Annotated in this window: 25 protein-coding genes; 14 read left to right on the top strand and 11 right to left on the bottom strand. The window is 62.6% G+C overall.

What is annotated here, in order from left to right:
• Positions 1-38: 38 nt before the first annotated feature.
• Positions 39-1,058, bottom strand: coding sequence for a hypothetical protein (locus ACODSO_RS11735; protein WP_489037132.1), 1,020 nt, complete (start codon positions 1,056-1,058; stop codon positions 39-41).
• A 58-nt stretch (positions 1,059-1,116) separates the two neighbouring features.
• Here ACODSO_RS11735 and ACODSO_RS11740 point away from each other — a divergent pair, with 58 nt between their 5' ends.
• From ACODSO_RS11740 to ACODSO_RS11755, 4 genes are all read left to right on the top strand, one after another.
• Entirely contained in the window at positions 1,117-1,338 is a 222-nt protein-coding gene (locus ACODSO_RS11740) for a hypothetical protein (RefSeq protein WP_489037133.1), read from the top strand.
• Between the two features lie 110 nt (positions 1,339-1,448).
• A complete protein-coding gene (locus tag ACODSO_RS11745; RefSeq protein ID WP_489037174.1) occupies positions 1,449-2,018 on the top strand; it encodes a hypothetical protein in 570 nt (189 codons plus the stop codon).
• A 117-nt stretch (positions 2,019-2,135) separates the two neighbouring features.
• Positions 2,136-2,471 carry a hypothetical protein gene (locus ACODSO_RS11750; RefSeq protein WP_489037134.1) on the top strand — a complete coding sequence of 112 codons (336 nt, stop codon included), beginning with the start codon at positions 2,136-2,138 and terminating at the stop codon, positions 2,469-2,471.
• Positions 2,472-2,628: 157 nt separating this feature from the next.
• Entirely contained in the window at positions 2,629-2,853 is a 225-nt protein-coding gene (locus ACODSO_RS11755; RefSeq protein WP_489037135.1) for a hypothetical protein, read from the top strand.
• Between the two features lie 24 nt (positions 2,854-2,877).
• Here ACODSO_RS11755 and ACODSO_RS11760 read toward each other — a convergent pair whose 3' ends face one another.
• Positions 2,878-4,203, bottom strand: coding sequence for a barstar family protein (locus ACODSO_RS11760; RefSeq protein ID WP_489037136.1), 1,326 nt, complete (start codon positions 4,201-4,203; stop codon positions 2,878-2,880).
• A gap of 292 nt (positions 4,204-4,495) precedes the next feature.
• Between ACODSO_RS11760 and ACODSO_RS11765 the strand changes: the two genes are divergently transcribed.
• The gene (locus tag ACODSO_RS11765) at positions 4,496-5,680 is read left to right on the top strand and encodes a hypothetical protein (protein ID WP_489037137.1); all 1,185 of its coding nucleotides are present in this window, start codon (positions 4,496-4,498) and stop codon (positions 5,678-5,680) included.
• Between the two features lie 62 nt (positions 5,681-5,742).
• Here ACODSO_RS11765 and ACODSO_RS11770 read toward each other — a convergent pair whose 3' ends face one another.
• Positions 5,743-6,594 (bottom strand): helix-turn-helix transcriptional regulator, encoded by an 852-nt coding sequence (locus ACODSO_RS11770; RefSeq protein WP_489037138.1) that lies wholly within the window; start codon positions 6,592-6,594, stop codon positions 5,743-5,745.
• 187 nt (positions 6,595-6,781) lie between these two features.
• Between ACODSO_RS11770 and ACODSO_RS11775 the strand changes: the two genes are divergently transcribed.
• Positions 6,782-7,717, top strand: a complete 936-nt coding sequence (locus ACODSO_RS11775; protein ID WP_489037139.1) for an SDR family oxidoreductase — start codon at positions 6,782-6,784, stop codon at positions 7,715-7,717.
• Between the two features lie 496 nt (positions 7,718-8,213).
• On the opposite strand, the gene ACODSO_RS11780 is transcribed toward ACODSO_RS11775, so the two are convergent.
• Positions 8,214-8,615, bottom strand: a complete 402-nt coding sequence (locus ACODSO_RS11780; RefSeq protein WP_489037140.1) for a hypothetical protein — start codon at positions 8,613-8,615, stop codon at positions 8,214-8,216.
• 15 nt (positions 8,616-8,630) lie between these two features.
• On the bottom strand, positions 8,631-9,542 hold the full coding sequence (gene bla, locus ACODSO_RS11785; protein ID WP_489037141.1) for a class A beta-lactamase: 912 nt from the start codon (positions 9,540-9,542) through the stop codon (positions 8,631-8,633).
• Positions 9,543-9,687: 145 nt separating this feature from the next.
• Between bla and ACODSO_RS11790 the strand changes: the two genes are divergently transcribed.
• From ACODSO_RS11790 to ACODSO_RS11810, 5 genes are all read left to right on the top strand, one after another.
• The gene (locus ACODSO_RS11790; RefSeq protein WP_489037142.1) at positions 9,688-10,572 is read left to right on the top strand and encodes a LysR family transcriptional regulator; all 885 of its coding nucleotides are present in this window, start codon (positions 9,688-9,690) and stop codon (positions 10,570-10,572) included.
• Entirely contained in the window at positions 10,569-11,450 is an 882-nt protein-coding gene (locus ACODSO_RS11795; RefSeq protein ID WP_489037143.1) for a serine hydrolase, read from the top strand. Before ACODSO_RS11790 ends, ACODSO_RS11795 begins: the two co-directional genes overlap by 4 nt.
• Positions 11,451-11,588: 138 nt before the next feature.
• Positions 11,589-11,831, top strand: a complete 243-nt coding sequence (locus ACODSO_RS11800) for a DUF3263 domain-containing protein (protein WP_489037144.1) — start codon at positions 11,589-11,591, stop codon at positions 11,829-11,831.
• Positions 11,832-11,836: 5 nt separating this feature from the next.
• Positions 11,837-12,124 (top strand): hypothetical protein, encoded by a 288-nt coding sequence (locus tag ACODSO_RS11805; RefSeq protein WP_489037145.1) that lies wholly within the window; start codon positions 11,837-11,839, stop codon positions 12,122-12,124.
• 32 nt (positions 12,125-12,156) lie between these two features.
• On the top strand, positions 12,157-12,396 hold the full coding sequence (locus tag ACODSO_RS11810; protein WP_489037146.1) for a three-helix bundle dimerization domain-containing protein: 240 nt from the start codon (positions 12,157-12,159) through the stop codon (positions 12,394-12,396).
• A gap of 9 nt (positions 12,397-12,405) precedes the next feature.
• Here ACODSO_RS11810 and ACODSO_RS11815 read toward each other — a convergent pair whose 3' ends face one another.
• Together ACODSO_RS11815 and ACODSO_RS11820 are read right to left on the bottom strand one after the other, a co-directional pair.
• On the bottom strand, positions 12,406-12,630 hold the full coding sequence (locus tag ACODSO_RS11815; RefSeq protein ID WP_489037147.1) for a hypothetical protein: 225 nt from the start codon (positions 12,628-12,630) through the stop codon (positions 12,406-12,408).
• A 24-nt stretch (positions 12,631-12,654) separates the two neighbouring features.
• The gene (locus ACODSO_RS11820) at positions 12,655-13,596 is read right to left on the bottom strand and encodes a hypothetical protein (RefSeq protein ID WP_489037148.1); all 942 of its coding nucleotides are present in this window, start codon (positions 13,594-13,596) and stop codon (positions 12,655-12,657) included.
• Positions 13,597-13,681: 85 nt separating this feature from the next.
• On the opposite strand from ACODSO_RS11820, the gene ACODSO_RS11825 reads away from it, so the two are divergent.
• Both ACODSO_RS11825 and ACODSO_RS11830 read left to right on the top strand, forming a co-directional pair.
• Entirely contained in the window at positions 13,682-14,089 is a 408-nt protein-coding gene (locus ACODSO_RS11825) for a hypothetical protein (RefSeq protein WP_489037149.1), read from the top strand.
• A gap of 4 nt (positions 14,090-14,093) precedes the next feature.
• Positions 14,094-14,285 (top strand): helix-turn-helix transcriptional regulator, encoded by a 192-nt coding sequence (locus ACODSO_RS11830; protein WP_489037150.1) that lies wholly within the window; start codon positions 14,094-14,096, stop codon positions 14,283-14,285.
• Positions 14,286-14,788: 503 nt separating this feature from the next.
• Here the strand turns inward: ACODSO_RS11830 and ACODSO_RS11835 are convergent.
• Together ACODSO_RS11835 and ACODSO_RS11840 are read right to left on the bottom strand one after the other, a co-directional pair.
• Positions 14,789-15,361, bottom strand: coding sequence for a hypothetical protein (locus ACODSO_RS11835; RefSeq protein WP_489037151.1), 573 nt, complete (start codon positions 15,359-15,361; stop codon positions 14,789-14,791).
• Between the two features lie 322 nt (positions 15,362-15,683).
• Complete coding sequence (locus tag ACODSO_RS11840) at positions 15,684-17,123, bottom strand: HNH endonuclease (RefSeq protein WP_489037152.1); 1,440 nt, start codon at positions 17,121-17,123, stop codon at positions 15,684-15,686.
• 192 nt (positions 17,124-17,315) lie between these two features.
• On the opposite strand from ACODSO_RS11840, the gene ACODSO_RS11845 reads away from it, so the two are divergent.
• The gene (locus ACODSO_RS11845; protein ID WP_489037153.1) at positions 17,316-17,780 is read left to right on the top strand and encodes an SRPBCC family protein; all 465 of its coding nucleotides are present in this window, start codon (positions 17,316-17,318) and stop codon (positions 17,778-17,780) included.
• Positions 17,781-17,855: 75 nt separating this feature from the next.
• Here ACODSO_RS11845 and ACODSO_RS11850 read toward each other — a convergent pair whose 3' ends face one another.
• Entirely contained in the window at positions 17,856-18,794 is a 939-nt protein-coding gene (locus tag ACODSO_RS11850; protein WP_489037154.1) for a ferredoxin family protein, read from the bottom strand.
• The gene (locus ACODSO_RS11855) at positions 18,791-19,747 is read right to left on the bottom strand and encodes an ABC transporter substrate-binding protein (protein WP_489037155.1); all 957 of its coding nucleotides are present in this window, start codon (positions 19,745-19,747) and stop codon (positions 18,791-18,793) included. The genes ACODSO_RS11850 and ACODSO_RS11855 overlap by 4 nt, the downstream gene beginning before the upstream one ends.
• Positions 19,748-19,807: the final 60 nt, after the last annotated feature.

Below are 19,807 nucleotides of genomic sequence, written 5' to 3' on the forward strand. Positions count from 1 at the left end.
TGTAAACGAATGGAAGCGTTGTGAATCGTTGGGGTCGTTCAGACCCTGACCCAGCGCTCGTCATCCACCCGCCAGAGGGTGGGCTCGTCCTCGATGTGCACGGCATCGACATTGAGCCACCACGTCGTGTCCGGGTCGAAACCGGCGAGCACTGTCGCACCGTCGTTGTTCTGCAACGGTACTGCGATGCCCGGGGTAGTGAGGTAGCCGTTCAGGGTGAGGTGGACGCCGTCGAAATCGTGGGCAACCGCAGCCCAGTCGGGGATGAACCAGTTGTGCACTTCGCCGGTGGTGTCGAGCCAGTCCGATCGCTTGGATCCGGCTACAGCCAGCGGATATGCGTCGACCAATTGTGCCCAGGCTGTGGGGCCGTCGATTTCGTAGACCCGAGGCGTTCCGTGGATGGCGATCGGCCATACTCGGGCCTCGCCCATGCTCGACGAGTCCTCGTCCAGGATCAAGCTCAGCGCGCCCAGCCAGTCCCGAGCTCGGCTGGTCACCGTGGCCGCGCTGGGGAATGGTATCGACCACCAGTCACCGCCGATCCTGTTGTCCGGACGCTCGATTCGCCACTGACGGAAGCGGGCCTCGCCCTCGAGGACGTGTTCGCGCCATCGGTCCAGGGCAGCATCCGCGCTGCGATAGGGCGTCGTCGATTCCGGCCATTCGACGCCGGAAATGCGGTGTCCAACCATCCGCTGGTTGTCGAGGTCGACCGGATCGGACCACCATTGGGTCAGCGGGGACTCCAACACCGCGGACGCTATCGGGCGCAATGCCGTCAGGACATCCGGACTGGCGAACCAGATGTCCTCTTCGTCCGGCGGTTGCCAGTAGCGTGCAAAGTCCGTTGCGAACGCGAGTGCTTCGAGGAGGTCGCGTTCGGATAGGTCGGACACTGCACGAATATCGACGCCCGCGATCACCTCGAGTACGTCTGCGGGTGCACGGGGTCGGTGGTAGCCGGCCGCTCGGTCGTCGGTGCTACACGCGTATGCGACATTCGCGCAGAAGAAACGTCCCCGCGGTGATTCGAGAACGAGCGTGACCATGTCCATCCGTCGACGCTATCGGACGTGGGTTGTGCCGGGACCGGTCCGGCGGGATAGTCATGACATGGACATTGCACAGTGGTGGCCGAAGCTCCGCGACGAGACACGGGATTGGCTCGTCGAGCACAACGGTGAGCCGTTGGATCCCGAAGTCAGCGCAGATATCGTCGCAGTCTACGACGGTGAACCTCGATGGTGGGCGGATAAGTCCGACGATGGACTCTACGAGCTGCCCGACGAGTCCATCGACTGGATCGAGGCGTGGGCGAACGGTGAGACGCCGTGAGTGTCGGTTGAGGCCCGACGCGAATGTGACCGAACGACTCATCTGGTCACTCTGAGTGACCGAAAGGGTCGTTCGGTGCTGGACGGGGCAACCGTGACAGTGTGAGCACTATGCGAGATCAGTGGAATTACGAGTCGACAGTGGATTTCGCATTTTCCTGGTCACAGTTTCTATGGCTCTTGTTCATATTCGTGGGTGTGCCCACGTTGATCGGTGCGGTGGTCATCCGATTGGTCCTGCAGTCGGAGCGAACTGCGCGGACCGGTACTGGCAACTTCGGGTTGTGGGCTACAGGATCGATCGCGTTTCTTCTTGGTTTCGTAGCTTGCGCGGGCTGGCTGAGTTGGTCGGCCGATCAACGAGGCGAGGTTCGAGGTCCGGGACTGCCTGCGCCGAATGCGTTCCCTACGTGGCAAGTTCTCGCGTGCGGAGCGACGGTGGTGCTGGTGTGCTTCGCGGCGGCGCACCTGTCCCGGTGGGCGATGGCGGGTGGCTTGGCCGCGGCGGCGGGTACGACAGCGGGATTCACCACCGCGTTCACTGTCAGCGCCAGCACGGACATCACCGGCCAGTCCGCTGTGGGAATAGTACTGTCCGAAATAGGTTGGGGTCTGAGTCTGGCTGTGCTGATGCTCGTCCGCGGTGTGTGGCTGAACGGGCGCCGCGAACGATCGTCCTGACGCCACGTCATGGGCTCGGCGGGGCGCTCCGTGCCAGTGGCACGTTTGGGTGCACCAGAGTGAACATAACCATGCCGCTGCGGAGCCGCGGGCACCGTGGCGGACGGAGACAGCTCGATGAATACGGTCCTTGCAATACTGCTGCTGGTCGGCCTCGGTGCATTCGCTTACGCTGCCAGCGTGGGCATTCGAGGGAAGGTACTGCACCGCGACTACTACGGCGCGAAGGTGCCCGATCGAGTCGTGACCGACCCTCGGCTGCGCGCGACGGCAAACAGAGCCTTCACGGTGTGGTGCAGCGCAGGCGCGTTGTTACTCGTGGCGCCCATCGTGTGGTTGTTCTCGGACTTCGCTCGCGAGCGGACCGTCTGGGAGCTGGCCTTCTTGGCTGCGTACGTGTTCGTCGCCGTGGTCGTCGGTGGCTACCCGTTCGAGAAGATCAAGAATCTGTGATTCCCAGCTGGCGCTCCGCGCCAGTGGCACGAATAAGTGCATCAGAGTGAACTTAACCGTGCCACTGGCGGCGGAGCCGCCACCGGAGACTCGAAGGTGCGAATCGCGCTTCGGGCGAACGTCTGTGAGACGGTGGAACGGTGGAACGGTGGAACCCATGCGGCCAGTCGACTACACCGAGGCTCCCATCGACGTGCACGCCCGCCGCAAGGACCGCTGGTGGAGACTGTTCTTGCTGGCGTTGTTCCCAACCGAAGCCGTACTGATACTTCGGTTGGACGTTACGTATTGGTGGGCGGCAGCAGTGGGGTGCGTGGCGTTCGTCGGCTTCGAAGGATACTTCTGGCTGTCAGAGCGCCGTCGAACTCGAAACACTCGCTGATGATTGTCCGGGAGTCCGGTTGATTCATCCGGTGGGATCTGTGGCAGATGAGAGGGCTGGATAGCGTTCCAGGGCGTCTGCCACGTACGGACCGCCGAACGGTGTCTCGGTCATCTGCTCGAACGGCAGCTTGGCTGCGGTGACCGCATGGAAGACTTGTTCGCCGAGGACGCTGCGATCGCCCCGCCCTCGCGCTCCTATGCTGATGTCGAAGAGCTTCTGCCCAGGTTGGCGTTCTCGTCTGGAACTGGAATGCCTCTTGTCGAATTGACCGGCACGCTCGGAGGCCAGCGAAAGACGAGTCTGATGGCGCCCAACCTGGTCGAGTACGGGTGAGACTGCCGAACGCAGATCGGCGACGTATTCTTCTGCTTCGGCGTCCGTCGCATAGAACTGAAAGCTGAATTCGATGACCACCGACTCGTCGAACGGTTCGGGTGGATCGGGTGGGAACTCGGACACCGTCGCGCCCAGAACACTCGACCCTCCGACACGACCGAGGTCACTGTCCGTGGATTCGATCAAACACAACATGGCGTGACCGTACAAGGCCGCCAGACGTGCCTGACCCGCGAAGATGTCGAGTACAGCGAGCGCTGTGCGTCGGTCGAGTCGCAAGAAGGAATCGTAGTCGGCTATCGCCACAACCGTTCCTGCAGAATAGGCTTCGCTGCCATAGCTGTAGCGGCCGACGTCGCTGAGAACGTCGTTCAGTGCGTCCAGATTTCGACCGTAGTAGTCCGGAAACGACATCGTCGCGGCGAAGTCCGTGTGCATGTCAGGGACGCTGCGCCATGAGGCAGCGTCGAAGGTGTGGACGACGTAGTCGAGGTCGGAGAGATGGCCGCAGGCGGTGTCGAGGCTGAACCGGTCTGTGTACCGATGGACAATTCCGTTCTGGAGGAGTTGCCAGTCGTAGCCCTGTGTTTGCAGGTCGAACAGCTCCTGGTCAGTGGGATCGAAAGGGGCAGAGCGGCTCGATGTTTCGAGCGAGATCGACCGCATCGACAACTTGATGTGTACGAGATCTTCGTAGGAGAGGTAGTCGCTGCTGAACACGATGTACTTCCAGTCGCCCTCGATCCACTCGTACCGTGTGAGCGTGCGGTCGAGTTCGGACATTGCCGAAGCGGTGTTCCCTCCCGCTGGACCTTCGGCTGGCACTCGCGCCAGGTAGGGATTTCCCTCGAATGGCAGATGCACGAGCACGGCACCGGTGTCTGGATCGCCACCGACAACCTCCGCGTTCAGTCGGCCTGGCCACCAGCGTGGAAGCGGCACTTGCAGCTCAGCAAGCTTGCGTTTGTACTCGCGGTCGGCTGGTTGGTCCTGCCATGGGGGCATCGGCATGTACCGAGCATGTCACGAGTGAGGGCGCATGGTGCCCCGATGTTCGTGGGACCGGGGGGATGTCGGGTGCGGACAATCCCGCACCGTCTGTCCGACTGGTGGAGTTGTTCCGGTCAGCAGCCCACCCGTGGGCGCTCCGCGCCAGTGGCGCGACCAAGTGCACCAGGGTGAACTCAACCGTGCCACTGTGCGAGCCGCACCAACCGCCGCCACGGGAGTTCGCTCCTCGCCGCCGTGACTGTGACAAGGTGAACGGCGTGGCAACCTTCGCCCTGAACGAATCGGCACATCGATGACCGCGACTCGACGCGCCCTCGCGCACCTGACGCTATTCGTGGGTGCATTCGCCGCCGTGTGGGCCCTGACGACGACGGTATCCCGCAGCTTCGCTTTCGTCGCCGGCGGCGATCGCCTCGATGTCTTGTTCGACAGCCAAGTATCAGCGGCGGCTCTCGGCGCGATCGTTGCAGTTGTCGTCGCCGCAGCCGCACAGCGGTCGCAGATGGCCTTGGCCGCAGGTGGACTCGGCATCATGGTGCTCGCCATAGCGTCGGTCATGATGTATGCGGGACAGCTGCAGCTTCGGGGAATCGCGGGAGGGCTGATTCTCGGAGGTTGTGCAGCGCTCGCCAGCGATCGTCGGAATCTGCAGTGCGCATTGGTGTTCGGAGCTCTGTCGGGAATGGTCGCGGTCGGGCCAGTCGATAGCACCGGATCGTCCCAGACGCCTCTGCTGATCATCCTCGGTGTGCTCGCAATCCTGTTGATCGCTGCACTCTGGACCGGCGTATTCGGTGAATTGGCGGTGCGCACTTGGAGGACCGGGCGGGTGGTGTTGGTAGGAACCGTCGTTCCGATCGCAGGACTCGTTCTGTATTGGTTGTTTGTGCGCGCGGTGAATTCACTCGGGTCCGAGGGGGCGATGCAGGGGCGATGGCTCCTCGGGCTGGCCGCCATACCGCTGCTCGTCGGTGCGGCGTTCGCACTACCTGGAATGACAGGGGCGGTGATTCTTGCGGCGTTGGCGTTCCTCGCGGCTACGACCTTGGATTCCCTGACGATGTCGACCGCGCTGTTGTTCGTCGCACTGTTGTTGTCGGGCATCGTGGTCGGATGGCGTCGGCCTTCGCCGCTGTTGGCATTTGCGCTGTTGGCGGTGGTTGCCGCTACCGGGATCTTCATAGATGCGCAGTTCGACGTCGTGAACCTCGTGCTGCCGTTCGCCGTCGGACTGGCATACGCATCGTTGCTGCCGACGAACGGTCCCGCCATGACGATCGCGGTGACCACGCCGATCGCGGTCGCCGTACCTCTCGTCGCCGAATACGGTTGGACCTCATACACGCCGCTGACCAGTATCGAGCCGAGTTCGTGGACCTGGACGTCGACTGCCGTCGCCGTCGGCTCGGTCCTCGCGGCGGCCGTAGCGCTGGTGGTGCTGCGTCGACGGCCGGTTGCGCAGTTGGAGCGCCCGTGAATTTTGCTCCACTCTTCGCCGATATTTACGGGATCCCGTAAATATCGCCGAAGAATGGAGCTCTATGCACCCCCGGACCGAAGCGATTGCGTACCGATGACGGCGAGGACCTGGAGCCTCTCATAGCTCTCGCTGCCCGGAGTCGCCGTATAAACCATCAGCGAGTGGGCGCAGCCCGGATCGATGAGACGTTGGCAGTTGAGCTCCAGCGCACCGACTTCGGGGTGGATCAAGTGCTTGACATCGTGCGGTCGTATCCCGATCTCGTGGTTGTCCCACGCCCGCCGGAACTCATCGCTGCATTCCAAGAGGAGACTCGTCAAGTGCGCCGCTTTGGAGTCAGGGCCGCGGAGGGTAGCGAACTCGCGAAGACCGGACGCATACATTCGGGTCAGAAATGCGTGTTCCTCAGGGGCGTATAGGTTTCGGGCTGCCGGCTCGGTGAACCACCGATAGCAGGAACTGCGAGCGGGCCCGGTGAACTGGGTCGTGTCGCCTGTGAGTGCAACACCCATCGGAGTCTGGCGCAGAGTCTCGCCGATCTCCGTGACGATCTCGGCCGGGGTATCGATCAATCGATCGAGGATGCGTAGCAGGCCAGGATTGATGTGATCGCTCGACGTGCCCCTGGGCGGTGGGTTGTGCCCGGCGAGGCGGAACAGATGATCGCGTTCGTCGATCGACAGGTGAAGCCCCTGCGCGATCGAGGCGAGCATCTGCTGCGATGGCTGCGGTCCACGTTCGCGTTCCAGTCGGGAGTAGTAATCGCTCGACATGTTGCACAGTGACGCGACCTCCTCGCGCCGCAACCCACTGGTCCGGCGCCGCTGTCCGCGAGGCAGACCGACGTCTTCCGGTTGCAGTGCCTCACGTCGATTGCGAAGAAACCCCGCCAACCCACTGCGATCGATCACGACGCTCCTCCTGTCCACAACCTCAGTCGTTTCTACCGCGTGCGTGACGAAGTAGCCACGGCCGGGCGATCTCCCTCTCGGGTTCCGCGTCGGCCCGGTGAGCCTGTGATCAACAGGTCCTGGATAGGGCACAGGCGTCCGACCAGGATCGACACCACGACCGAAGGAACTCACCAAGGAGCGCACAATGCCACGCAGAACGATCGACATCACCATCCCGAACCTGTCCGGACAGCGCGCAGTGATCACCGGAGCGAGCGACGGCATGGGCCTGAGAATGGCAGCTCGACTGGCCGCGGCGGGCGCCGAGGTGATCATGCCGGTGCGCAATATGGCCAAGGGCGAAGCAGCGATCGCGTCGATTGCTCCCGAGTCGAACGTGTCGCTTCGCAGCCTCGACCTGTCGTCGCTGGAATCGGTTGCGGCACTGAGCAACACCTTGCGCGGTGAGGGTCGACCGATTCACTTGCTGATCAACAACGCCGGCGTCATGAGCCCGCCGAGCCGCCAGACGACGGTCGACGGATTCGAGGTGCAGTTCGGCACGAACTACCTGGGTCATTTCGCCCTTGTCGCAGGGCTTCTACCGCTGCTATGCGACGGTGGTGCCCGGGTGACATCGCAGCTCAGCATCGGTGCCCGTCGGGGGACAATCAATTGGGAGGATCTGAACTGGGAGCATAGTTACGACGCGATGCGCGCGTATTGCCAGTCCAAGATCGCGCTCGGGCTGTTCGGCCTGGAATTGGAACGACGCAGCAGAGCGAACGGGTGGGAGATCACCAGCAACCTCGCCCATCCTGGGGTGGCTCCGACTAGCCTGCTCGCAGCCCGCCCCGAGCTCGATCGAGGCAAGGACACTCCGCAGTACCGGCTGATCCGGAGTCTGTCGGCCCGCGGCATACTCCTGGGCACCGTCGAGTCGGCTGGGCTCCCGGCGCTGATGGCCGCAACCGATCCGAAGGCCAAGCCCGGCGTCCTCTACGGTCCCCGTGGATTCGGCAACCTCGGTGGCCCTCCCGCCGAGCAGAAGATGTACGCACCGCTCCGCAGCATCGATGACGCCTCGCGCATATGGAAAGTGTCCGAGGAGCTGACCAAGATCGCCTTCCAGGCCGCCTGACACTCGCGATGCGCGGTGGGGATGCGGGGCGCGTTTCGACGGTTGACATCTGGGTCGGGATGCTCGACGGCTGCGTCGGATGAACTCGAACGCGCAGGTTGCAGCGGGTGCGCAGGTTGCAACCCGGGCGCTCGCGGAAACGTGCGCGTTCGAGCTGGGTTGAGACCGAATGAGTCATTCGGTCACCTGGACCTGGACCGGTTCGACAACCCACGCGGCATCCGAAGTTTCGACGCCACCGCGGGGCAAGACCGGACATTTCGTGCGGACCGTCAGCTGCTACGCCTATCGAACGGGCACGGTGTTGAACTTAATCATAAAAAACCGGTAATTCGTCTGTGAAGTGTCATGGAATCTGTCACGATGTTCCGATGATGTGGTGGATCGTCGGGATCTTAGCCGTTTGGCTGCTGGTAGGTGGGGTTGTTGCCTACTGGCTGGGACGGTCGATCAGCCATACCGAACTCGAAGAATCTGCCGCCGAACTGCGCCGAAACTACCTGCACCTGTCGACCTTCGGCCGCCCACGACCTCGGCCTTGATGCAGTTCTCGCTTCGGACCAGCTCGGCTCACCACGGCGCAATCACGGTCGGTCTCTCTCGCGCGTTTGCCATGTGGTTGGTACATCGCGCTGATCCACCAGGGCAGGAATGGAAGTAGCGCAACTACGGCTGCAGGCGCGAAGTACATCAACAGTCGGGGGTTTTCCAGCCAGTTCGGCAAAGCGATCACCATCGGGAGTGCGACGACCGTCCCGAGACCGAAACCGATTCTGAAGCGTAGCGACGCTTTCAATGCGGGCCATGTGGCGCAGACCAGCACAGCGACAAGAAGGAGGGCTGAACCGATCAGGAATCCGACGACCATGAGCAGAGCAACGATCTCGTACGTGATCACCTATCCGACTGCCCTTCATGTGTGCCCGAAATTGGAGAGCGTGACGCGGACGGCGTCGGCAATAGCTTCGTTGAGCGGTGATGCGTCCTGCTGATCGTTGTGCGATCGGGTCAAGACGACAACAAGGATCTGCTGCCCAGACGGTCCGAACAGTAAGCCGGCGTCGTTGGTGGATCCGTAGTACCCCGCTCCTGTCTTGTCCGCACTGGACCATCCCAGAGGCAGGCCTGCTCTGAATCGTTCGTCCGATGTGCGCGTGTCGCGCATCCATCCCACCAAGCGCTCGCGGTGAGGTTTCTCCAGCGCATCGCCTGTCAGGATTGCACGATATCCAGCGGCCAACGATTCGGGCGTTGTCGTGTCACGCGGGTCGCCAGGTAGCGCTTCGTTGAGTTCGGGTTCCCATCTGGAGAGTTGGCTGCGGGCATCACCGACGCTGCGGGCGAATGCGGTGATGGCAGGTGGACCACCGATGGCCCTGAGCACAATATTTCCCGCGGTGTTGTCGCTTCGAGTGAGGGCGGCGTCGCACGCCTGGGACAGGGTGATCGAGCCCCCGATCAGGGTGCTGAGGACTGGTGAATTGACGACGATATCCGCAGCCGTGACAGGCACGGCGTCGTCGAGGTTCAACAAACCCCTCGAGGCGAATTGGAGCGCGACGGCAACAGCGTAGGGCTTGAATGTCGAGCACATGGCGAAAGATTCTCCAGGACGATACGACGCGATACCGCCGGATGTCAGATCCGAAGCCCACAGACCGATTCGTGCGCCGTATCGCTGCTCCAGGGCTGCCACGTCGTCGTCGATGGTGTTGCGTGCCCGAGCTTGTGGTGGAGCCGAGGTCTCTCCGCACCCGACGAGGGCGACGGTGCCCGCAGCGATGGCGCCCAGTAGAGCTCGGCGTCTCGTGATTTCGTGGTTCATGCACTGACCGAAGCACGTGAAGGGATCGACAAGCCAAGTCGTCGCGGTCTGCGGAGCGATTGCTGATTGGAATAACGGCAGCTCAGAAGCACCTCGAGCGCGGGTCTGACAATGGTGCTTCTAGCGAACGTGTTGACTGGCTGTCATGGACTTGATCGGTCACCTTCGATACTTCGTCGCGGTTGCAGAGCACCGCCACTTCGGTCGAGCCGCAAGTGCACTGGGAGTGACACAGCCACCGGTTTCGCAAGGGCTGCGCCGACTCGAACGTCACCTGGGCCTTCAACTGATCGAACGCACACGAGAAGGGGCCGTCCTGACGGCCGACGGTTCGGCCCTGCTCCCGCGTGCGCGCCTCATCGTCGACGATGCAGCCAGATTCCTCGGTGACGCCCGACATCGACAGGGCTCCCTGCAAGGACTGAAATGGGGGTGCGTGCCGCAACTCGACGACGAGCTGATTGCCCGCTGCACGTTCGGCATTCTGCGGGCGGTCACACCTCGACCCGACCATTCCGTGATCCCTGTGACCGCCGGATCCGCGCACCTGATCTCCGAAGTGCGAAGCGGCGCACTCCACCTCGCCGTCGTGCAGTTCCCGTCGGACACCGAAGGTCTCGATGCCGGCCCGATCATCACGGTTCCTCGATCCGTCGTACTACCCGCTGAGCATCCCGCCGCAGACGCCGCATCACCGCGTCTGAAGATGCTCGACGGTCTGCGCCTCGTCACCGTGCCACGCGACCACAATCCACCCACGCATGACTTGCTCATCGACAATCTCCGGCGCCGCGGGCTCGATCCGGAGGTCGGCGTCGCTTCCACTCACCGTGAGGTTGCCGCCGCCGTCGCGTCCGGATCGTGCTTCGGCTTCGCGACCACAGCGGCACCCGAACACACAGGCACCATGCACAAGCGGATGCTCCCTGACGAGACCGCTCTCCGACTGCGGATCGTGTCGACGCCGGGGATCGACCTGAGCGAACCGGTACATGCCATCGACCGCGAACTGCTTCGGGGTAGAAGATGAGCCCGACCGAAGACCGGATAGTTGCCGTGTTCCACGACGCTGGGTGTCGCGGTTGGCTTCGCGCCCAACGAATCGACGGCGACGGACCGGTGGTCGACGTCAATGGACACGAGCCCGTCGTGGCAGCCTCGGTCTACAAACTCGTCGTTCTTGTTGCTGCGGCGCGGGCATTCGATTCCGGCCATTTGGATCCGCACACACAGGTTCGAGTCGTCCCCGCCGACTGCACGCCCGGGCCTACGGGCATCAGCACATTCACCGATCCGGTAACTCTGTCATGGCTGGACTTGGTCCGATCGATGATCACCGTGTCCGACAACGCCGCTGCGGATATCTTGTTGGGCGCACTGGGATTTGGCATCGTCGAGCAGACTATTGCTGATTTCGAACTGAGCAGTACGCGAATAGTGGGCGGAACGGCGGCCCTTCAAGGGCAACTCGTCCACGACACCGGTGCGCTCAGCCTCGCGGAGGCTGTCGGGCTACTGGCGAGCAACAGCGTCATTCACGAGACCGCCGCATACGATCCGGCGTACACCACTGCTACCAGCGCCGCCGACATCAACGCTTTGCTGTCCGCGATCTGGGAAGGGCGAGCCGCATCACCGCGAATGACGGCCAACATGAAAACGATTATGTCGCAGCAGATATGGCCGCACCGAATTCGGTCCGCGCTGCCGTACTCCGATGTGACGGTTGCCGGTAAGACCGGAACGATAGGTCCTATCCGCAACGAAGTCGCGGTGGTGGTCTTCCCTGGCGAGGCACCAATTGCGGTGTCGGTATTCACTCGTGCTGCGCGATCGGACTTACACCTTCCGCTGGTGGACCAGGCGATCGGGCGCGTCGCACGTATCGCAGTGACGGCATTGCGGTGATCCGAGACCGAGAAGTCTGCGAGGGCCTAGGGGAAACGCACGTGGTGGCGCAGTGTGTATGTAAGTGTTCATCGAGGGGACGCTTGCTGGCCAACTTCTCGGGAGGCCATGGGGGAATCCGGCCGTGATACTGAGTTCATGGCCGGGGCACTCTTCGACGCACGCGAGCGGGAGCGGATGCTTACATTCGCCCGTCGGTGGTTGCCCTATGGCGGCGGCCCGGCCGAGGACATCATGGTCGACTTCGGCATCGCACCCTCGGCATACTTCGCCAGGTTGAAAGATCTGCTCGACGACCCAGACTTGTCGGTTGAGCTCGACCCGGCAACCAAAGGTGCATTGCGTGAGGTGTGTCGCAGGCGGCTCTGGCTGGACGAATAGCACCGGTGGCGACGTCTGATTTCGACCCCCACATGTTCAGCGGCAATTCGCCCAAGCCGATACTGTCAGGTGCCGACGGCTGCCATCGCATGAACCTGGCAGTCTCGCTACAGGTCGAAGAATCCGAGAGGTCCGCACAGACTGCGTGGGAATCCGGGCAAGCCTCCGCAGGGCTGTGGCATGTCGAAGCTGCCAGAAGTAAGTGGAACACGCTCGACGCGCTGCACGATCGTTTTCCCGGCACCGCAGACACCTCGCTGACATCGCGAAAACTGTCTGAGCTAAAGGGTTGACCATGGCGCGTATCGAGGCGGATTCTGAATCGATGACCACCACCGAAGACGACCATATCGCAGCTATACGCGATCGACTGGGCGCAGCGTTCCCAGCCGTTCCGGGGCAAGTCATCGACGACGCGATCGCAGTCGAGCGTGCGCGCTTCGAGAACAAAAAGATCCGTGACTTCGTTCCACTGCTGGTTGAACGGAGAGCTCGGGAATCGTTACAGAACAACCGAGTTCATATCTCCGAAGATGTCATCCTGGACCCGGTAAGCGCGCACTAGGGCACGGCCCTAGCTGAGAGACTTGCGCAGCCGCCGACGCACTCGGCTCACGGCGATGATGCATACGGACAGACCGGCGAAGAACAGTGCGATGGAGGGCGCGTCGAGCCCCGCGGCCTTGCCGATGCCCGGGACGATGAAGAAGAACGCTGCAACGACGACGAACAGCGCGGCCCCTGGGCCACCGAAGAACGAACGGGTGAGGTCGTCGAGTGCGCGAAATCCTTTACCCATGCTATCGACTGTACAACGTACCGATCACGGCATCGAGAATGCCAACTGATCCGCCAGCGAGTCGGTCAGCGGACCCAACGGAACGAAGCCGTCAGCCAACACTCGACGGCAGCCGTCGAGTTCGACGAGCATTCGAACGCGATCCCGCTCGATCGCCTCGAAGTCGTGGCCGATCGTGGTGAACACCGTAGTGGCCCGCTGAGTGCACGGCGGGGCCGGGCGGAGTGCCGGCATGACGTCCGCGAGCGCGACTTCGTCGTCGTACCCGTAGTTGGTGACACCGCGGAACGCCGGTCCGGACCCCGGTAGAGCAAAGTGGCACAGCCCCTCGAACGACAACGTATTCGGTTCCAGTGTTCGCGGGCCAGGCTCGGGCACGGCGAACTCCGGCGAACATCCACGCAGCGCCTCGATGCCGTCGTCGGTGAGTTGAATTGTGTGCTCGACCTTTTCGACCTCAGGGAGATCTTGTACGGCGAAGAGGCCGCTCAGGTTCACCCCGCAATCGGACGATGGATACATCGGTTCCACCGCGCGACCGTCGGCGTCGAGAAGGAACATGTCCGGGATCATCGGCATGCTGTACACGCTGCAGTCGTCTGGAAGAAGGCTCGTGCGAGCGGATGGCGCGTTGAGCTGTTCGATGGCTTCGGAGAAGTCGCCTGCGTAGTGCGATTCGTAGTACTTCACGGATCTGTCGGCGTCGACGAAGCCCTCGGTGAATTCCGCACAGACAACTGCCTCGACGGGGGTGAAATCCTCGGGCACGGTGCCCGCTACGGGCCGTGCGATGGCGGGCGGGGGAGTGAACGTGGTCTGGTGGCCGATCGTCTCGGTGGGCGCAGCGCACGTGAACGCCTCCGCGGGCCCTACTTCCGCGACCCCCCGCGGGGCGGGGGCAGTCCCGATCATGTACCAGGCGAACGCGGCTACAACTACCGCGACGAGCATGAGCCGACCCTTCATGCCCGCAGCCTATAGATGTTGCTTCTTCGCGCACCGGATGTATAGTTAGCTATACCTTCAGTGACCTATACATCAGGAGGAATGCATGACGGCTCGATGGACACTGGCCGGTCTCACTGCGCTGGCTACGGCCGTCGTCGTGGGTCTGGTGACGTTCTTGCTGTCGCCGGTCGCTCCGCTGCTGTCCGCTGTGGTGTTCGGTATCTGTGCGCTGCCGGTGGGAATCGGGCTCGGCTGGATCGTGTGCGTCGCACCTGTCGCGGCGCCGCAACCGGCCATCTCCGACGATGATATCGAATCACGTTGGCAGAAGGATGCTTTGAGTGGGACAGCCACCGATCTCGTTGTCGTCATCGGGCTCGCGTTGACGGCGGTGTCGATCACTCGCGCCGACGTCTCGGCCACCGTGCTGTTGACCGCCTTGCTGTTCACTGCGTTCGCATCGTGCACGATGCGCTACGCGATTCAGCGTCGTCGAGCGCTGTCGGCATGAACACGTGAAAAACGATGTACGACGCCGCCGCGTCGAATTGGGTTGGTCGCAAGCCGAACTTGCCGAGCGGGTCGAAGTGACGCGTCTGACGGTCATTTCGATCGAAAAGGAACGCTTCGATCCCAGCCTGCCGCTCGCGTTCCGGCTGGCATCTGTGTTCGAGTGCAGCATCGAGGACATCTTCGAGCCGGACTGACCGATGCTGTCGCACAGATGATTGCGGACATACTAGGGCGATTCGAATACGTTCGACCGACAGGTATGAATGTCCATTGGGGTTCTCTTTGGGAAATCTCCATCGAATGGTCTCTACGGTTGGAAATTAACCCTAAATTAGGTTTAGATCTGAAATTGTGAAGCTGAACAATCGCCGGTCGGGCCGATATCGAATACGCCAACCGGGCACGCCGAGCCCAATGGAGGCAGTCTTGATTGCGGTGTTGTCGGCTGCCGTTGTGGCCTTGGCCGCCGTAGCAGCGGCGAAAGGCATCCTCTGACGCCTCTTGCCGCAGCGTCGTTCAGGTATGGAACATCGATTGCCACGGCGCATGGCCGACGGCCGGTCCGGCATCGGTTCGAGTGTCACTTTCCCGACCGGCTCTCGCTTGTCAGCGAGTGGATTCCGAATATGGTGTGTGAGTTTCTTTCCCGCGCCGCTGTTTTCGAAGAACTGGCCACGTCGACGCACTGACATGCGGTTCAGAAGGCCACTACGAATCGGTACCAGTCGCCGTTGAACTCCTGGTATCCGATGTCGCCCTCGTGGCGTGGGTCGCCGAGGTACGGAACTCCGTCCGGCATGTGCGCAAGACCGACGGGATCGATCAAGCCGCCGTCCATGTAGAACAGGCAACCGCCGTCGACTCGTTCTGTCATCCATACTCGGTAGAGACCGATCGTCTGGTCCTCGAACGTTTCGCCGCACTGGTCGGCGGCGGTGCTCAGTGCGCGTTTGGACACAGTGAACGCGAAGGTCGACGGTACCGAGAGGGCAACCAGTCCGATTGTGACAAGCACCAATACGGGTGCGACGAGGGTCCACCGAAACGCTCGGTACTTGAACCATCCGATGAGAGCGAACGTCAGCCAGAATGCGCCGAGGACGAGTAGCACCCAGGCGGCGAACGCGAAGATCGGAAAGGACACGGTCGGCGGTATGAAGGAGTAGAGGATGACTCCGCAGACGAGGGTGACAAGCAACGCTGTGATCGCGGTCAGCCAGGTCCACCATCGTGCCGGTCGTCTCGCCTCGACTACCTCGTGGTCAAGCATCGACGAACCCGTGTGTGGACAGAGTGCCTGCTGGCATGGATGGCCTTCCCTCGACGTCGATGTCCGGTAGGTCGTGGATGTGATGGATGGCGTTACATCGTTGGCGGTGGGTGTGGATTGATGGAACCGCCTTTCGGCTCTGTCGATCGGAGGGCGGGCTCTGAGTCGTCGGTTGGTAGTGCATCGTGTATCCCGCAGTTGGGCAGCCGTTTTGACCGATTGTAGTCCGGATGTTGTCGACCCCCGCCGAGATCGAAGTTGTGCATCGTTGTCGCTGGTTGTGGATGCGTAGCTTCTATGTCGGTGGGGTTGGCGCCGGTTGTTATGCGGTGCGTTGTCGTCGTCGGTGGTAGCTGGGGATGGGTTGTCGATTCGGGTCGACGGCGGCGGGCGGGATCGCCTGTGGGTGTCCGTCGTCGCCGAGGACGACTTCCCAGTCTCCGTGGTGGATGGAGCGGTGGCAGCGCCCGCATACCAGCGCCGAGTTGGTCAGGTCTGTTGGTCCTCCGTCACGCCAGTAGTGGAGGTGGTGGACGTGGCACCAGCCTGCGGGTCGACCGCACATGACGCAACATCGATCCCTCGCGATGACAGCGTTCCGTAGTTGCGGTGGGGCGAGGCGCACCGTTCGGCCCATCGCCAGGGGCACTCCGGCGCCGTCGACGATGATCGGGGTCATATCCGCATCGCAGGTCAGGAGTTCGGCGAGTTGTCCGGAGATCGGGCCGGTCCACTCCATCTGGAACGGCCACTCCCGATCGAGTGGACTCCCTTCCCCTGCGGTGCGGTGACTGCAGGGTCGTTTGAGGAGGTCGGCGAGGTTGACGATGAGGTTGACCCGCGCGGGGGCGGTGAAGGTCGTACCTTTGTCGCCGGCGAGGTGGCGGTCGAGGATTTCGGCGAGACCATCGGCGTTGCGCCGGGCGGGGGACCGCGGGTCGAGGGCGCCGCCGGGTCCGGGTTTCGGTGCGGTGAGTGGGGAGAGGGCGGTGCGGAGTTTCTCGGCGGTGAGGGTGTCGAGGTTGCCTTCGACCCGGCTCCGCCCGTCGGGAAGTTGGAAGATTTTCAGCATGTTCAACGCGGGGTTCTCTGCTGCTGATGGTGGGCGGGGGCCGTCGGGAAGATCAGGCAGATCCGGAGCAGGATCATCGCCTGAATCGGTGCTGTCGGGTTCGGGGTTGGGTGTGCCGGTACGCCGGGCTTTGTCTTCTGCGTCGCGTCGGGCGGCTTCTTCACGTGCGCGCCGGGCGGCTTCGTGGGCTTCGGCGGCTTTGCGGGCGGCGTCGTGGCGGGCTTGGGCGTCGGCTGCGGCCTGGTGGGCGAGTTCGCGGGCGCGTGTGGTGACGGTGGAGGCGAGGGAGCGGGTGGCGATGTCGAGCAGCGTCGCGTTGAGGGCAGTGTTGTCGAGGGTGGGGTCTGCGGTGTGGATGAGGGTGTGGCCGTCGGCGATGGCGGTGGCGTGGGCGTGGTGGATGTCGGCGTCGGTCAAGGCGTCGGCGACGGTGGGGTGTTGTGTGAGCCAGTAGCCGAGGCGAATGTGGTGTGCGGACTGGGCTTCGGGAGTTCTGGTGGATTTTGCGTGCCAGTAGGCGACGGAGGAGTAGCCGAGTTTGAGGGCGAGGCCGCGGCGGTCGGATTCGGCGAGGATTGCCAGTTTCGATGCGGCGAGGGAGGTTTCGGTGGTGTGGATATGCGCGAGTGCGGACACGAGCTCCTGATCGGAGAGCGTGTGTGCGCTCTGAAAGTCCCCCAACTTCTGCATGCCCCGAAAGCTACAACCGAGCACCGACAAAAACTCCGACGCGACAACGCCTCGAGCGCGGTTGTCCGAACCATCACCCAGAATCACCCGATATCCGCTGAAACCTGGAGTGGCCACGCGGGCGAAGGGCGGTACGAGGCGTCTGGCCAGGGCTACATTGCCCCGTTGGCAAAGTGCAGGCAGGGTGGAGGGATGAGCGACACAACGAAGGTCACTGTCGAACGCACCATCGAGGCGCCGGTCGACGCAGTTTTCGACGTCCTCTCCAACCCAGAGCGACACCAATCGCTCGACGGCTCCGGGTTCATCCGAGGTGTGGACCACGCCGATCGCATCCAGAAGGTCGGCGAAGTGTTCACGATGAACATGCAGGGCGATCACATGGGCGGCGAGTACCAAACCGACAATCACGTCTCCGGCTACGCCAAGGACAAGTTGTTGGCCTGGAAGACCGCGCCCGCAGGTACCGAGCCTCCCGGGTGGGAATGGCTGTGGGAGTTGGAATCTCAGGGCCCCAACGAGACGCTGGTCCGCCACACCTACGACTGGTCGAAGGTCACCGACAAGAACCTGCTCGAGAAGGTGAAGTTCCCGCTTGTCACGCAGGATCAGCTGTCCGAGACTCTGAGCCGGCTCGATGCGGAGGCCACTACCTGATCGAAGCCGGTCCGATCGTGTGCTGGTAGTTGCGAATACATCGGTGGGCTCGTACTTGCTACTCGTTAGGGATTGTCAAGCGAGACTGGTGAAGTGGATCGACGTGATCTTGCCGTGGTCGGGGGAGAGCGGTTCGGCTGCATGGCAGGCGGTTCGTCGCGCTGATTGTGGCGCGGGTGTCACGTGGATTGTGACGGCGGCACCCGGCGTATCGAATGCTACTTCGGTGTCTTGGCCAGCCGATGTCGTTCCTCGGGGGTACACATCGCCGATTCCGGTAAGCATCCGTAAGGTTCGTATGCCGTGTTCTGCGACCTGAACCGCAGGAGTGTCGGTGCACCGGCCACGGTAGTTGTTCAGTGTCAGGTGGCCGTTGCTGTGTCGTTCGACGATCCTTTCGGCGGTGCTCGGCTCGACATGACCGTAGTAGCTGCCGTCGGGTAGGGCGACCATTCCGCCGGCGAATCGGTCACCGCCCATATGCGTGGATTCGAATACCGGCGAGCGTGCGTCGGCCAAAGCATGGACGACCGGGCGCCCGAACACTGCACAACACGGGTCCTTCTTTCCGTGAGTGCACACCAGATACAGAGGCTGGAATACTCGTTCACCGGACTCCGGCGGGATAGCGGCCACTGCGGCGGCGATATCGAGATCGAGTAGCTGGTTCAGGCGTCGATAGTGGTGGCGCGTGATCCATGGCCCGGAGCGCCCGGAGTGCACCAGGTATGTTCGGCGTTGGGAAGTGTCAGTCCGTGGCCGGTGTGGATCTCGTATCAGCTGAAGTCGGACTCGTAGTTGCGTGCATCGTCGCTGCAGTTCGACGCCGACCGCACCGAGTGGCCCATCCGATTGGAACGGTGCTACCCCCCACGGTCCCGGGTGCTCGATCAGCAGCCAACCCCTCGCCGTGGCAGCGGTGCCGCGCAGTGATTCACCACGTGTGCGAGCGATCGCTGCACAACCAGGAGTACGGCGACCGATTGCTGGTGGCACTGCTGGGATGCCAGTCATCGCTCGGAGACCGTATCGATCAGACGGTGTGCGGTGAGAACACTGCCGAAGAGATAGTCCTTGGACGGCAGCGCAGTGACATCGGTGCCGAGGTTGGCGAACAACGGGTTTTGTTGTAGCGCGGAGGCAGCGTCGTCGGCACCGGCGTCGGTGAGCAGAATCATGTGATCGGCAGCAAGGACGTCGATGAGTTCTGGACTGACATCGACCGTCGTTACCTCCGGAGACCCTAAATCTTGTTGGGCGGGAGCACGGTACCCGAGATCGACGAGCACCGAGTAGGGAAATGATCCGTTCTGGGTCATGTAGCGCACGGAGTCGGTGCGAACCCTGGCCACGGTCATGGTCACCCCGTCGGTATCGAGGGTCTCGCGTACGCGGGCAGCTTCTGCGTCGTAGCCGTCGATCAGGCTGTCTGCGAGATCGGATTCGTTGAGAAAGCCTGCGACTTGGTGGAGGGTGTCTTTCCATCCTGCGTCGGTGTACTCGACGACGACGGTGGGGGCGATGGACTGAACCTGCTCGTAGACTTCACGACTGTTCTCGACGGTGGTGCGCATGATGATCAGGTCGGGTTCGGCTGCCAGAAGCGCTTCGAGGTTGACCCCTGCACCCGCGGTACCGATATCGGTGGGCTCGGTGTTGAGTTCCTCGCGAACAGCCGGAGAGTAGTCACCGGTCAACGGGGGCTTGACCGCGGCGATCGGGTCGACGCCGAGGGCTACGACAGCTTCGAGGGTGCGGTCACCGTCGAGGATCGCGATGCGTTGTGGGTCCGAGGGAATGGTTGTTTCACCGAAAGAATGCTGGACCGTTCTCGAGGTCGACTCGTCTACTCCAGTTGTCTGGTCGGTATTGGGCGTGGTTTGGCCGCAACCGGTCAGCATCGCGAAGAATGCCGCCATTGACGCAGCCCAGACCACGGGCTGCATGGACGACTGTCGTTTTTTCATGAGGGTAGCCTAACGTCAGCGCCACCGACCGCGCCCGCAGGTGCCGGTCCTCCCGGATGG

It is taken from the genome of Rhodococcus sp. FG69 (assembly GCF_057808915.1).

Excerpts from the sequence above, each read along its gene's own strand:
- ACODSO_RS11840 (WP_489037152.1), bottom strand. The coding sequence starts at position 17,123 with ATGCAGAAGTTGGGGGACTTTCAGAGCGCACACACGCTCTCCGATCAG.
- ACODSO_RS11760 (WP_489037136.1), bottom strand. The coding sequence starts at position 4,203 with ATGCCGATGCCCCCATGGCAGGACCAACCAGCCGACCGCGAGTACAAA.
- ACODSO_RS11775 (WP_489037139.1), top strand. The coding sequence starts at position 6,782 with ATGCCACGCAGAACGATCGACATCACCATCCCGAACCTGTCCGGACAG.
- ACODSO_RS11845 (WP_489037153.1), top strand. The coding sequence starts at position 17,316 with ATGAGCGACACAACGAAGGTCACTGTCGAACGCACCATCGAGGCGCCG.
- ACODSO_RS11755 (WP_489037135.1), top strand. The coding sequence starts at position 2,629 with ATGCGGCCAGTCGACTACACCGAGGCTCCCATCGACGTGCACGCCCGC.
- bla (WP_489037141.1), bottom strand. The coding sequence starts at position 9,542 with ATGAACCACGAAATCACGAGACGCCGAGCTCTACTGGGCGCCATCGCT.
- ACODSO_RS11790 (WP_489037142.1), top strand. The coding sequence starts at position 9,688 with ATGGACTTGATCGGTCACCTTCGATACTTCGTCGCGGTTGCAGAGCAC.
- ACODSO_RS11765 (WP_489037137.1), top strand. The coding sequence starts at position 4,496 with ATGACCGCGACTCGACGCGCCCTCGCGCACCTGACGCTATTCGTGGGT.
- ACODSO_RS11815 (WP_489037147.1), bottom strand. The coding sequence starts at position 12,630 with ATGGGTAAAGGATTTCGCGCACTCGACGACCTCACCCGTTCGTTCTTC.
- ACODSO_RS11795 (WP_489037143.1), top strand. The coding sequence starts at position 10,569 with ATGAGCCCGACCGAAGACCGGATAGTTGCCGTGTTCCACGACGCTGGG.
- ACODSO_RS11800 (WP_489037144.1), top strand. The coding sequence starts at position 11,589 with ATGGCCGGGGCACTCTTCGACGCACGCGAGCGGGAGCGGATGCTTACA.
- ACODSO_RS11750 (WP_489037134.1), top strand. The coding sequence starts at position 2,136 with ATGAATACGGTCCTTGCAATACTGCTGCTGGTCGGCCTCGGTGCATTC.
- ACODSO_RS11855 (WP_489037155.1), bottom strand. The coding sequence starts at position 19,747 with ATGAAAAAACGACAGTCGTCCATGCAGCCCGTGGTCTGGGCTGCGTCA.
- ACODSO_RS11825 (WP_489037149.1), top strand. The coding sequence starts at position 13,682 with ATGACGGCTCGATGGACACTGGCCGGTCTCACTGCGCTGGCTACGGCC.
- ACODSO_RS11745 (WP_489037174.1), top strand. The coding sequence starts at position 1,449 with ATGCGAGATCAGTGGAATTACGAGTCGACAGTGGATTTCGCATTTTCC.
- ACODSO_RS11835 (WP_489037151.1), bottom strand. The coding sequence starts at position 15,361 with ATGCTTGACCACGAGGTAGTCGAGGCGAGACGACCGGCACGATGGTGG.
- ACODSO_RS11850 (WP_489037154.1), bottom strand. The coding sequence starts at position 18,794 with ATGACTGGCATCCCAGCAGTGCCACCAGCAATCGGTCGCCGTACTCCT.
- ACODSO_RS11740 (WP_489037133.1), top strand. The coding sequence starts at position 1,117 with ATGGACATTGCACAGTGGTGGCCGAAGCTCCGCGACGAGACACGGGAT.
- ACODSO_RS11735 (WP_489037132.1), bottom strand. The coding sequence starts at position 1,058 with ATGGACATGGTCACGCTCGTTCTCGAATCACCGCGGGGACGTTTCTTC.
- ACODSO_RS11820 (WP_489037148.1), bottom strand. The coding sequence starts at position 13,596 with ATGAAGGGTCGGCTCATGCTCGTCGCGGTAGTTGTAGCCGCGTTCGCC.
- ACODSO_RS11810 (WP_489037146.1), top strand. The coding sequence starts at position 12,157 with ATGACCACCACCGAAGACGACCATATCGCAGCTATACGCGATCGACTG.